General features: G+C 69.3%; 3 protein-coding genes. All 3 read right to left on the reverse strand.

Annotation, left to right across the window (positions count from 1 at the left end; translation table 11 throughout):
- Positions 1 to 494 precede the first annotated feature (494 nt).
- The 3 genes from MTAI_RS09270 to MTAI_RS09280 are packed head-to-tail and all read right to left on the reverse strand — an operon-like array spanning position 495 to position 13,084.
- Positions 495 to 5,102, reverse strand: coding sequence for an Eco57I restriction-modification methylase domain-containing protein (locus tag MTAI_RS09270; RefSeq protein ID WP_245453106.1), 4,608 nt, complete (start codon positions 5,100 to 5,102; stop codon positions 495 to 497).
- 24 nt (positions 5,103 to 5,126) lie between these two features.
- Positions 5,127 to 7,949 (reverse strand): helicase-related protein, encoded by a 2,823-nt coding sequence (locus tag MTAI_RS09275; RefSeq protein WP_043982221.1) that lies wholly within the window; start codon positions 7,947 to 7,949, stop codon positions 5,127 to 5,129.
- The gene (locus tag MTAI_RS09280) at positions 7,946 to 13,084 is read right to left on the reverse strand and encodes a DEAD/DEAH box helicase (protein ID WP_027887930.1); all 5,139 of its coding nucleotides are present in this window, start codon (positions 13,082 to 13,084) and stop codon (positions 7,946 to 7,948) included. The genes MTAI_RS09275 and MTAI_RS09280 overlap by 4 nt, the downstream gene beginning before the upstream one ends.
- Between the last annotated feature and the right edge of the window lie 107 nt (positions 13,085 to 13,191).

Raw genomic sequence — 13,191 nt, forward strand, 5'->3', positions numbered from 1 at the left:
GGCCCTGTACCTCACAGCAGGGGGCCACCGCGAGTTCGTCCAAGCCTGCCCCTCACAGCGGTTCCCGATAGAACGCCCTACAAGCTACAAGCCTTCAAGGCTGGTTTGCCCACGCGGGGTATTGTGGGGCGTAGTACTGGGAAACGCTGTCAGAACTGCTACACCGGTGATAAGGGCAAGCAGTATGTCAAGAACGCTGTAGGCATGCACTTTTGCCTGAGCGAGTACAAGAAGGGTGAGCTCCGCCGCAAGCTGGCCGCGTTCATCCTCCAGGGCAGAGAAGCTCTGTTCGTCCACACCCTGGCAGCCCTGTCGGAGAAGTATGGCTACACGGTCATCGCCCACGAGCACGACGGGCTGGTGACGCTGGAGGAAATCCCCCACGCCGCCGTCGAGGAAGCCCAGAACCTGACCGGCATGCCCGAGGTGCGGCTGCTGGAGAAGCCCTTCGAGCATCACCCGGCGATGAACCTGGGGGGCATCCCCCCCTCTCCTTACCCTTTGGTGCTCGAGCCCTGCCCCTGCGGCACCAGCCCAACTTCCCGCATCCACTGGAGCAGCCCCCTCAGGTTGGGTGCCCCCGTGAGTTCCTTGCCCTGGTGCCAGTCGTACTTGGCCTCGTGAATGATTTCCTGGTCGCTGGGCTGGCGGCCCTCGAGCAGGGCGTCGTTCCACACCGCGTAGAGGGTGGTCACCGCCTCGATAAAGTCGGTGTTCTGGCCCATGAAGGCGGTGAAGACCTCCTCCACCTTCCCCACCGCGTCGCCCAGCACGGCGGGCACCTCCTCCAGCAGGCCCTCGATGCCGGGGCGGGGTTGGTATATCTCCATATTCCCGCTGGTGCGGCGCTCGAGCCAGCCATCCTGAATGGCCTTTTGCTCGAGGCGGTACACGACCTCCTCGAACGGCCCGTACTGCCTCCGGCGGAAATGCAGGCCTAGCGGCACGTTCGCGTGGGTCTGCATTAGGTAGAGCATCTTCTGCAGCCGGGTGCGCCCGCCCACGCCGAGCTCGCTGAAGCGCTTGACCAGGTAGGCCAGGGCTACCTCGCGCCGGTCGTGGCGGGGCTGGGGCACGGGCTTGGGGAACACCACCTCGCTGCGGTGCTCCAGGCGGTCCCAGGCCTCGAGCACCAGCCGCATGGTGCGGTACTCGCCGTAGGTTTTCATTTCCTTGTCCCGGAGCACCCGGAAGGTCTCGCTGGGGAAGTGCAGCCCCTTCACGCTCTGGGGCTCGAGGATGTAGCACAGCTCCTCGCGGGAAAGGCCGTAGAGCCTGGCGTAGTAGGCATCCAGCTCGGCCCGCAGCCGGGCGCGGCGCTCTTCGTCCCAGCGGAAGGGCGGGAAGGGGTAGGCGCCTTCGACCCACCCGGGCGGGTTATCGGGATGGCCGCCGTTGGCCTCCCACTGCGCGCGCAACAGCCCCCGTAGCTCCGGCCCCGACTCCTCCCAAACGTCCTGCGCGAAGGGGGCCAGGTCCCAGGCGGTGTAGGTGAGCTCGAGGACGCGGGGGACGATGAAGTGGAGGTCTTGGGGCTGATAGGCGGATGGGGGAAGAACGGGAAACTGACGGAGGTAGTTGTACGTAAGGTGGGTTCCGCCAATTTTCTGGCGGGCATTGAAGTCCAGAACATAGGCCGACATATTTGCCAACAACGCCAGTTGTAATGGAGCGTGTTCATCAGACAATAGTAACGGGCTTGTATTTCCAACCCCCACCCTCGGCATCAGCGAGAAAATCGCCGTGCGCTCATCAGTAGACCGTGCTATGTCCCTGAACCCCAATAACCACCCCCGCGTCCACTGCCACACCACATTCCCCTCTCGGTTTCGCTGCACCAGGCGCTCCTCCACCTCCTCGGCGGGCACCCAGTAGCGCGGCAGGGGCAGGGCCTCGGGGCTGGCGTGCTCGGCGGGGGTCATGTCGCGGGTATCGGCCCCGTCGTAGGTGGCGAAGCGGTGGTCGAAGTGCCAGATGAGCTTGGCCTCGTAGAGGGGCAGGTAGGTTTCTTCTCCCCGCACAAAGCGGTTGCCCTGCAGCACGAAACCCTCGCGCTCGAGCTCCCCCCGCCCTTTGAAGAGGCTCGAGTCGTTGGACATATGAAACATCGCCAGAAACTTGATGCCCCAGGGGTTCTCCTCCGGTTCTTCCCTCCACAGCACCGGCACCCGCTGGTAAATCTTTTTGGTCAGCTCGGCGTCGGCGCGGGTGCGGAAGACCGGGCAGGTGCGGGTGTTGGGGTTCAGCAGGGCGAAGTCTTCCGGGGTGAGGCTGAAGACCCGCTCGGGGTCGCCAAGGTGGGCCACGTTGGTGGCGAAGAAGCTGAGCCTGGCGGGCTCGCCGGTGCGGGACGCCCGGCCCCGCATTGCCAGGACGCTGAACTTGTACGAGCGGTGCACACCGGGGAAAATGCCTTCCCGGTTCTCGAAGTCCAGCAGCGCGGCCAGCTGCCCCTGCGCCACCAAGTCGGCGAAGAAGTCCTTGTTGGAGTCGTCGGTGGCGATGCCGGTGGGCACAATCAGGCCCGCGCGGCCCTGCTGGCCCATCAGCGCGCGGCCCAGCTCGGCGAAAACCTGGTAGGTGTTGACGTCACCCCCGCCCGTGAGGGGGTAGCGCCCGGAGGTGCGCAGGAAGTTGCTAACGTTTTCGGCGGCGTTCAGGGCCTCCTGAAAGGCCGCGTAGAGCGCGGGGTCGCTCTCCCGGAGGCTTTCGATGAGCCGCTTGCGCTTGGCGGCGTTCTCGGCCTGGGCGATTTCCTCGTGGCGGCCCGCAAAAAACTCCTTCTCCTGGAGCTTGACCCGCTCCCACGGTGGATTCCCCAGCACCACGTCGAAGCCGCCCCCCGGCTTTAGCTCGCCGGTCTCGGGGTCGAAGAAGACCTCGGCGAACTCGAGCCACCAGTGGAAGAAGCGGTATTTGCCCTTGGCCTCGTCCACAGGCCCGGCCAGCCCGCTTTTCCGGCGCTGCTCCTCGACCCCCAGGCGGCTGAACTGCCCCTCGGCCAGGGCGGTGAGGCCGTCCATGTCCGGCGCTTTCTGCCCGTCCGCTGGGCGGGCGAACCAGGCCGCGGTCCAGTAGTCGGCCAAAAACTCGTACCTGCGCACGGTCTCGCTCTCGCGCCACGCCCGGTAGGCCTGGGCCTTGGCGCGCACCTGCTCGAGGGCGTCCTCCGGGGTGTCGAGGGGCGGAACCTTGAGGGGCTCCTTGAAGAGCGGGGGGTGGCTTTGATTGCGCCAGGCCTCGAGCTTCTTCTTGCCCAGGGTTCTGGAGAGGGCCCTTGCAGCCTCCGGCAGGTCGGCGCGCTTGTGGGCCTCGCTGGGGATGCCCAGCTCGTAGAAGTTGGGGGGCGCGCCCAAAAGCGAGTTGCCCACCTTGATGTGGTGATCCAGGAAGCCCAGCGGCTTGCCGGGCTCGGCCATCTCCATCCAGAGGGCCACCTTGCACAGCTCGGCGGACATCTCGTTGACGTCCACCCCATACAGGCAGTGGCGGATCACGTCGCGCAGGGCGCTGCGCTGGGCCTCGGGGCTGGGCTCGTCCTCGCCAGAACGAATCCTAGCCAGGGCGCGGGCCATGCGGTGGGCGGCGGCGATCAGGAAGTGGCCCGAGCCCACCGCGGGGTCCACCACCCTGAGCGAGAGCAGGGCCCGCTCGGGGTCGGGTGTCTTCAGGGCCTCCGCCAGGCGGGGCTCCAGGGCCTCGTCCAGCACCACCTGCACCAGGGCGTCGGGGGTGTAGTAGCTGCCGGTGGTCTTGCGCTCGTTGCCGGAGCGGTTTTGCAGGGCGAAGTGGGCCGCGGCCACGTCCACCTCCGGCACCAGCTCCAGCAGTTGCTCGTAGACGCTGCCCAGCTCCTCGGCCCCCAGGTTCTTGTAGTCCACCGGGCGCAGCACCGCGTCGTCCTGGGTGAAGGCCAGCGAGCGGATGGCCTCGAGGAAGCTCTGGTTGGCAAGCTCGGCCTGTGAGAGGTGGGGGGTGGCCGTCGGGTCGAAGAGCTGGGAGTTGAGCGGTTTGAGCGCGAGTTGGGGCGCGCCCCCCTCGGCCAGCCAGCCCACCACCCGCTTGTGCAGGTGGTAGAGGTCGGGGTGGCGGGTGCCCCGAACCCGCTGGGCGATCTGGCGCAGGCGGGCGGTGGAGTAGTGCTCGAGGTAGGTGCGGCGGGCCTCCGGGGGGGCCTCGGGGTCGAGCAACACCTCGCGGTCTTCGGCCACAAACAGGAACAATAGCCGGTAGACCAGGCGCAAAAGCTCGCGGTAGTAGCCCTGCGGGGTGAGGCGGCCCTCTCGCAGGGCCTCCTTGAGGGCGGTGTTGGCCGGGTGGGCCAGGAAGCCCTCGCCCAGGTGCAGCAGGGCCGCGCGCACCCCCTCGCGCAGGCGCTCCAGGGCCCGCTTGCCCTGCTCGGCCCCCTGCTGCTGCCAGCGCTCGAGCCAGCACCCCGAAGGCGGCTGGCCTTCGCTGTAGACCCGCGACTCGTGGGCCAGCAGCCACAACAGGGCGAAGTCGGGGTAGGCCTCGGCCTCGAAGATGGCCTCGAGGTCGAACTCCACGTAGGCCTGCCGGGTGAGGGCGGCGTTGTCGCGCAGCAGGCGCAGCTTGAGGCCGTTGGAGACGAAGCCCCACAGGGCCTCGGAGCGGTTGAGGTACTCCTGCACCAGCCCGTGGGGGCTCTGGCGGGCGGCCCCCACCAGGCCGGGGGTGCGCCGGTCGAGGTCCACGCCCGCCCCCACCAGGTGGATGGGCACCCCGTTCCACAGGTGGGAGATGGGGTAGGGCTTGCCGCCCAGCTCGAGGCCCCGGGCCAGCGGCAGGCGGCCATAGCCCAGCTCGGCAAACAGCGGCAGCAGCAGCTTCTCGCGGGTCAGGCCGGTGGCGGCGTCGCCCGGGGGCAGGCCGGCCCGGGCGGCGCGGAAGCCAGCCCAGACCGCCAGCATCCGACCCCAGCTGCGGCTGATGGCCTCGCCCAGGCGCTCGCCCACCAGGTGGTAGTCGTCCTCCTCGAGGCCGCCCAACCCCCTGTCCAGGGCGGAGATGCGCTGCAACAGCTCGGAGGGCAGCAGGCCACCGACGGTTTTGACGTTGGTAAGAAAGTGATTTTTCGGCATAGTCCTCGGGCGTTCAACTCAAGCTTACCTGGGAACGTAGATGTACACGCCCACCAAGTCCACCGGGAGGATGGGCTCCACCTCGTAACGCAGTTTGAGGTCGGCGGCCTGGCGCACGGCCCGGTGGTCCTCCTCGAAGCGCACGGCCCGCTCGAGGGCCACCCCCTCGAGGTAGCCCTGCAACTGCGCGAGCTCCGGCAGCACCATAGCCGCGAACTCCTGGGCCTGCGGCAGGGAGAGGTTGGCGGTGGGGCGGGCCTGCCACAGGGCCTCCACCTCCGCCTCGTCCAGCCACTGTGGTGCCTCGGGGAAGCCGCGGAAGGCCACCGTGTGCACCTCCTCGGCCAGTTGCTGCCAGCGTGCCCTGTCCTTGCGGGTGGAGGTGGTGGTGAGCTGGTAGCGCAGGCGCAGCAAGAGCAGGGTGGAGAGCTCGCGCACCTGGGCGGTGGCAATCACCCCGGCCCGCCTCGCCCGGCTTGGGGAGAGCGGGTCCAGGGCCCCCTCCAGCAGGAAGCTGGCCAGGGTCTCCACCAGCGGGTGGGTACGGCTTATGTACTCCTCGCCCGGCTGCACCGGCAGCGAGAAGCGCCCTTTGAGGCGGTCGCGGCCCAGCAGGTCGCGCAGGGCGCGGGGCAGGCCAGAGAGGTCGAAGTAGAACAGGCCCTCCCCCGAGGCCTGCACCTGGCCGCCGTGCACCTCCAGCGCCTCGCGCAAGAAGCGCTCCACCTCCACCCCCGAGCCCACCGCCCGGCGGGTCTCGGCAAGCTGGCGGGCGACCTCCTCCGGCTTGAGGCTGTGCTGGGCGAAGAGGGTGCGCGAGCGTTTCTCTCGCTCGGCGGCATTCCGCCACTCTACCTCGAGGGCCTGCTCGTCGAAGGCTTCGAAAAGGCTTTGCATCTGGGCGCGGCGGGTGTCCCTGAGCAGCATGCTCTGCATCACCGCCTGGATGACCGCGTCGTTGTCCACCGGCACCGGCACCGAGACGCCCAGGGTGCTGCGGATGGCCCTGTGCTTGCGCAACAGCACCTCGAGCACGATGCCGTCCACCGGGTTGTTGGCCCCGAAATAGGTCAGGGTCTTGACCTGGCGCCGCGGCTGGCCGTAGCGGTCCACCCGGCCCTCGCGCTGCTCGTGGCGGGTGGGGTTCCAGGAGAGGTCGTAGTGCAGCACCGCGCTGAAGTACTGCTGCAGGTTGATGCCCTCCGAGAGGCAGTCGGTCGCCACCAGCACCCGCACCGGCTGGGCGCCCAGCCGCTCCACGGCCAGTTCCCGCTCGGGCGGGCTCAAAAGGCCCGTCACGGCCTCCACCGCCACCCCCGCGCCCAACGCCTGCCGCAGGTGCTCGGCCACGTACTCGGCGGTCTGGATGAAGCGGCAGAAGACGATGGGCTGGTGGCCCTCGGCCAGCAGGCCCTTCACCAGCTCGATGGCCCCCTGCAGCTTGCGGTCTTTAGCCCCGGCCAGGGCCTCGGCCTCGCGGGCCAGCTCGCGCAGCCTGCGCCGCTCGGCCTCCTCCGGGCCCACCTCGGCCCCCGGGGTGAGGTCGAACTCCTGGTCGTATTCGTCCTGGTCGAGCACCATCCGCTGGCCCAGCTCGTCCACCTCGGCCGCGGTCTCGGCGTCGGCCATCGCGGCCCGGTTGCGCAGGGCCGCCGCGGCGGCGCGGGGGCTCGAGGCCACCGAGCGCAAAAGGGCCAAGGCCGCCCACCAGCGCACCCGCCGGTGCCGCTGGTCGCCCGTGGGGTCGCTGACCAGCTCCCGGGCGTAGGCCAGCACCCTGTCCAGCAGGCGCCCGTACTCGGGCGAAAGGCTGTAGCTGACCTCGGCCTCGAGGCGCTCGGGGAAAGGGGTGTCCTCCTGCATGTAATGCCGGATGTCGGCCCGCTTGCGCTGGACCAGGTAGCGGGCCAGCCGACGCCGCCAGCCCTCGGCCTCCTGGCGGCTGAGGTCGGGGGGCATCTCCCGGAAGGCCGGGTCGAGCAGGGCCAGCAGCGAGCGGAAGGCCTCCTCGTGGCCGGAGTGGGGGGTGGCGGTGACCAGGATGAGGTGGCGCCCGGGGTCCTCGGCCAGGCGGGCTACCAGGGTGTGGCGCTGGTGCTGGCCGCCCCGGTTCACCCCGCCGTAAGCACAGGTGTGGGCCTCGTCCACGATGATGAGCTCGGGGGCGGTGCGCAAAAACTCCTCGCGGCGGCGCTCGCTCTTGATAAAGTCGAGCGAGACCACCGTGAGGGGGTAGCGCTGGAAGAGGGTCTCCCCCACCCGCAGGCCCCGCTCCAGGCGGGCCGCGGTGGAGGAGAGCACCCGCTCGGCCTCGAGGTGGAACTTCTCGGAGAGCTCGCTCTGCCACTGCTCGGCCAGGTGGGGCGGGCACAGCACGGCCATGCTGCGGATTTCGCCCCGGTCCAGAAGCTCGCGGGCGATGAGCAGGGCTTCCACGCTCTTGCCGATTCCCACGTCATCGGCTATAAGCAACCGCACCGGGTCCTGCTGCAAGGCCATCAAGAGCGGTACGAGCTGGTAGGGGCGCGGCTCCACCGCGATGCGCCCGAAGGAGCGGAAGGGGCCGGCCACGTTGCGCGAGGTCAGCCGCACCGCCTCCCGCAGCAGACGCCCTGAGCGGTAGTCGCCCTGGTCGTCCAGGGTGGGGGCTCCGAAGCTGGAAGGGCTGACCTCCTCCAGCTCGGTGTGGATGCCGCTAATTTCCTCCTCGGTGCCGCCGATGGGCCGGGCGATGAGCAAGGGCGGCTGCGACTCGGGCAGCACCACCCATTCCCGCCCCCGCGCCTTGATGAGCGAGCCTGGGGTGTAGTTCAGTCCCCCATCGGGGTAGGTAAGGGATTTGTTCACGTGAGACCTCCAAAGATGTCCGGGCGTGCGCGCACCTTGGCCTCCCATTCCTCGTGCGCGGCGAAGCGCAGGACAGAGTAACCCTTCAAGCGCAGTAGGCGCTCCTGCTGCTGGTCGCGGGCGCGGCGCTCGGGGTAGAGGTGGTGGGGGCCGTCCACGTAGATGACCGCCCGTTCGGCGTCGTAGATGAAGTCCACCCTCGTGGCGGCCTCCTCGATGAACACCTGGGCGCGGCTGGGCAAAGCCAGGTGGCGGGCCTCGAGGAAGTGCAGGAACTCCCGCTCGAGCGCCGACTCGCACTGGCCCAGCAGCCGGGCCAGATGCTCGGCGCGGTGGGCGCCCACCGGAGAGGTGGCCACCTGGCTTCCTGCGAGCTCGAGCAGGTAGTCGCGGATGGCCTTGCGGTCTAGGAGCCGGTGAAAGCGCTGGTTGCTGTAGCTCATCAGGCAGTCGTAGCAGGCCGCCTCGCAAATCTCGCTGGCGTGGACGGCGTGGCCTTTGTCGGTGCCGCTCTCGTCGAAGTGGCAGATTTCCAGGGCCACGCGGGCCACGCGGGGCAGGGCCGCAGGGTCGCTGACCAGCTGGCGCAGCACCCCCGCACCCCCCTCCGCCGCCTCGTAGAACAGGAGCTCGCGCCGGGTCTTTTCGTCGGGCAGGATTTCGGCGGCCAGTTCGCTCTCCTCAAGCTGGTAGCTGACCTGGATGGCGCTTTTGAGCGCGGCCAGCAGCGAGGCAAACTGCACCTCGCTGAGCGGGGGCTCGGGCCGCAGCAGCAGGGCGTTCTTGCGGTCCTCCACATAGGGGATGACCGGCACCGCCCGCCGGCTGGTAGGGTTCTGCTCGTCGAGCTCCTCGGGGTCGCTGGGGCGCTTGAGCCAGGTCCCGCGCTCGGGGTCGAGCAGGAAGCCCTCCTCGTTTTTGTTCCTGCGCTGGGCCCAGCCCAGGTTCATGCGCCAGATGCTGGCGGCCTGGGCAAAGGTGAGCTCGGCCAGCAGCCGGCCCTCCCGGAAGGCCTGGGCGCTCTGGAAAGCGGGCTGGGCGCCGTGGGGCGGGAAGGAGATTCCGGTGAGCACCCGGTAGCCCAGGCGCTGGCGTTCCTCCTCGTCGGAGTTGATGCGCTCGCGCCTTACCGTGGAGACGTTGTGCATGCGCAGGAGGTTGGTGCGCGGCCAGGGCAGCTCGGCCCCGCAGCGCGCGCAAAGGTCGGGCCCCCTCGCCGCGTCCACCGGGTGCAGGTAGCCGCACTGCTCGCAGCGCTTCACCTCGGTCATGCGCAGCTCCTGCTCGCTGCCGGGCGGCAGGATGACCCTGTTGATGACGTATTTCGAGCCCTCGTAGTAGAGCGTCGAGAAGGGGCCGAACTCGGTGATGGCCAGGAAGCGCGGGCGCGAGAGGTAGTCATCGCGCTTGCTCACCCCGCGCCGGGCCGGGATGAAGGCCGAGAGCGGCAGCCGGGGGAAGCTGTAGCCGGGCAGGAAGCCCTCGCTGGCGAAGTAGCGGTAGGAATAGAAGTCCGACTGGGCCAGCTCACTGGTCTCGGTCAGCAGCCTGAGCTGCGACTCGGCCTCGGCCCGCAGGCGGCGGGCCTGGTCCTTCTCGTAGGCGCTGCGGCTGGCGTCCCGTACCACCTTGTCCTGGAGCCGGGCCTGCTCGAGGGCTGCCTTGTAGAGGGTGCGCCAGCGCTCGCAGGCCTCCTCGAAGCGGGCGTAGGCCTGTTCTATTACCCCTTCCACCCATCCCGGGGTGTACCAGGGGGCCTGCTCGAGCTCACCCATCAGGTCGGCCAGGACCCGCTGGGCGCGGGCCAGGGCCTCCTGTCCGGCGGCGGGACGCTGCAGGGCCTCGCGTACAGAGGGTCGCAGGGCCAGGGTGGGCTCGTCGCCCTCCACCTCCAGAATCTCTGCCAGCGAGCGGCCCAGGTCGGCCCCAGTGGCCGCCAGCCAGATGGCCTGCAGGTGCGAGCGGATGAGCTCCTCGTTGCTCAGGTCCAGCCGCGGGGGCGTGACCGCGCCGGCCACCATCAGCCTGGGGCGGCGGAAGAAATACTGGTCGTGGGAGTTGCCGCTGGCCGCATAGGTGAAGACCAGCGCCGGGCTGCCGCTGCGCCCGGCCCGGCCCGAGCGCTGGGCGTAGTTGGCCGGGGTGGGCGGCACGTTGCGCAGGTTCACCACGTTGAGGGTGGAGATGTCCACGCCCAGCTCCATGGTGGGCGAGCAGTACAGCACCGGCAGCCGCCCCTCGCGGAACTCGGCCTCGCGCTGCTCGCGCTCCTCGGAGGGCACCTGGGCGGTGTGCTCCTTGGCCTCGATGCCGCCGAGGTTGCGGGCGGTGAAGCGGTAGAACTCGCTGAAGAAGGGGTTGGCCTCGCGCTCGGCGTTCTCGCGCAGGCGCACCCGCAGGGGGTCGCCGCCGGGCCGGGTGCCGTCCCCGGCACGCCACACAAAGGAGGCGGCCACCACCTGGTAGCCGTCGCCCTCAGGGTCCACCGGCTCGACCAGCCCGGCCACGCTCAGCGCGCGCAGCAGGTCCTTGATGATGGCCTCAGAATCGGCGGTCTTGAGGGTGGAGCGCAGCCCGGGGAAGGTGTTGCTGCGGCGCAGGTACTGGCCGAAGGCCCCGCGCGAGGAGACGTACACCGCCTCGCGGCTTTCGCCCGGGCGCATCGAGCGCGGATAGGCCACGCGGGCGTACTCGAGCTTCTCGTTCTCCTCCAGCGCCCAGGGCGCTATCAGCCGGGCGTTGCTGGCCTGGGCCATGCGCTCCTGGAAATCGCGGTTGAGGTAATCCACCTTGATGGCGAGCTCGCGCCGCAGGTAGTCGAGCAGCACCCGGGCGACCCGCGCCCGCACCTCTGGGGCCGCACCGGCCAGGGCGGGGTGGGTGCCCCGCCACTCCTCCTCCGCCCGGCACAGCTCGTCCAGCGACTCGTAGTCGATGCGCAGCAGGTCCACCTGCTCGAGGTTGGGCGCGGTGATGCGCCAGCCGCGCAGCAGGTCGCGGTAGATGCGGTAGCCCAGCACGTCGCGCAGGGCCCGGTCGGTGTCCTGCCGGGCGGCGAACTTGACCTCCGGGTTGCTGGCGTACTCGGCCAGGGATAGGCCCAGCGCCTCGAAGACTTTCTGGGTGAGCTCGTCGTGGCGCAGCCCCCGTTCGCCCGCCTCCACCAGGGCCCGGTACAGCGCCGAGCGCAGCAGCCCGGTCTGCACGAAGTCGTTGAAGTGGCCCGCCTGCAGCGAGGCATCCTGGCGGTTGTCGGTGAAGGAGAGGAGCTTGCGGGCCTGGGGTGGCAGCTCGGTGTTGCGCAGATGCAGCACGGTGGCGAGGGAGAGCACGGTGGTGGCGGTGCTGCGGCCTTCAGAGCCCAGGGTAGCGAGCTTCCCGAAGTCGGAGGTCTGCCGCGCCCCATAGGCCACCCCGCAGTGGGGGCAGAACTCGAAGGGGGCCTCGAGGTAGTGCAGTACACGGCCGGTGGGGACCTCCCTGCCGTCAAGGCCCACCGTCACCCGCTGGGGCAGCCGCTTGCGTTTATCGCGCTTGAGCTCGCGCTCGACGGGGTCGAGCCAGTCCTCCGGTACCCGTTCCTTGAGCTCCTCCTCGTCCTCGGGCCACTCGCCAGGGTAGAGGAACCCCGGCTCCCCGCCGGTGTCGGAGTAGCGGTCGCTGAGCCGGCGGGCCTCATAGCGGGTGCCCTCCGGGCCCTGCAGGCGCCAGACGGTGTAGAACTCCTGCCCGCACTCGCGGCAGAAGGCCAGCGGCAGCAGCACCTCCTCGCGGCGGCCCGGGACAAACTGCTGGGCCTGCAGGGTGATGTAGCGCTCCTCAGGCTCGCCCAGCGAGGCGTAGACGGTATCGCCGCGGCTGATGAACTGGTGCAGCCGGAAGGCGAAGGCCCGCAGGCCGTTGGCGGGGTTGGTGAGGCGGTACCCGGCCAGCAGGCATTCCTCCAGCGCCCGCCGGCAGTCCTCCAGCGGCAGCTCGACCAGCGCGGCCAGCTCGGCCGCCGCGCCCTCCGGCCCGGTCAGAGGGCGTGGGGTCTGGCGCACCAGCACCCCCCCTTCCTCGCGCACCCCCAGGGTCTGCTCGACCCAGCTCGCTAGGGGGTCCTCGGCGAAGGCCGCGAAGTCCAGCGGCCAGGCGGCCTCTGCCCCTTGCGAAGCGGCCCGCACCCGCTCGCGCAGGCGCGACCTCACCTGCGGGTCGGAGAAGTCGTAGGGCCGGGTGGTGCGCTGGAGGGTCTCTCCGATGACGTTCTCGGGCCTGACCTCCCGCCCGAAGATGCGGGAGGCAACCTGGGCCACGGTGCGCTTACGCTCCTCGGGCCCGCCTTCGCTGGACATGGTGGCTGAGGTGCCGACGCACACCACCTCGTGGGCCTCGAGGCGCTCCCGCAGGCGGCGCACCAGCAAGGCCACGTCGGCCCCCTGGCGCCCGCGGTAGGTGTGGAGCTCGTCGAGCACCAGGAACTTGAGCCCCCTGGCCGCGTGGATGAGGTTCTTATCGCGGGGCCGAGTGAGGATGAGGTCGAGCATGACGTAGTTCGTGAGCAGGATGTCCGGGGGCCGGGACTGAATCTCGGCCCGCTCGGCTTCGTTCTCCTGCCCCGTGTACCGTGCGAAACGCACCGGGCCTTTGCCATCGGGGTAGCCCTCGTTGATGAACTTGTGCAGCTCCCCCCACTGGCTGTTGGCCAGGGCGTTCATCGGGTAGACCACGATGGCCTGGATGCCCCGGCCGCTGCCGTGGCGCAGCACGTGGTCAACGATGGGGATGATGTAGGTCAGGCTTTTGCCCGAGCCGGTTCCGGTGGTCACCACGTAGTTCTCCCGCCGCGCCGCGGTGCGGATGGCCTCCTCCTGGTGGCGGTGCAGCTTGAGCAGGGGCTGGTCGGGGCGGTCCTTGAGGCGGAAGATGCGCAGGGTTTCGGGGTGTAGCAGGCCCTCCTCGACGAGGCGCTCGAGGGGCTGGCCCGGCGCGAAGGTCGGATTCAGTTGTACGAGCGGGTCGGGCCACAGGGCCCCTTCATCCAGCCTGGCCCGTACGTGCTCGGCGATGCGGTCGTCCCGGATGCGGACAAAGCTTTCTACGAAGCGTCGGTAGTCGCGAATAAGGTTGTTGCGCAGTTCAAAGACGTTCAACCGGCCCTCCTGTGGTGTGTGGAGACCCTACAGTTTTCCCTAAGCAGATTACATAAACCCGGCAGATGAGTAAGCCAATTCTAACCATGGCACGAATCCAGGGCCAC

The organism is Meiothermus taiwanensis WR-220 (assembly GCF_003568585.1).
In the GTDB taxonomy this organism is placed as follows: domain Bacteria; phylum Deinococcota; class Deinococci; order Deinococcales; family Thermaceae; genus Meiothermus; species Meiothermus taiwanensis.

Bases quoted from the DNA above. Each gene is read 5' to 3' on its own strand.
- MTAI_RS09270 (WP_245453106.1), bottom strand. From the start codon at position 5,102: ATGCCGAAAAATCACTTTCTTACCAACGTCAAAACCGTCGGTGGCCTG.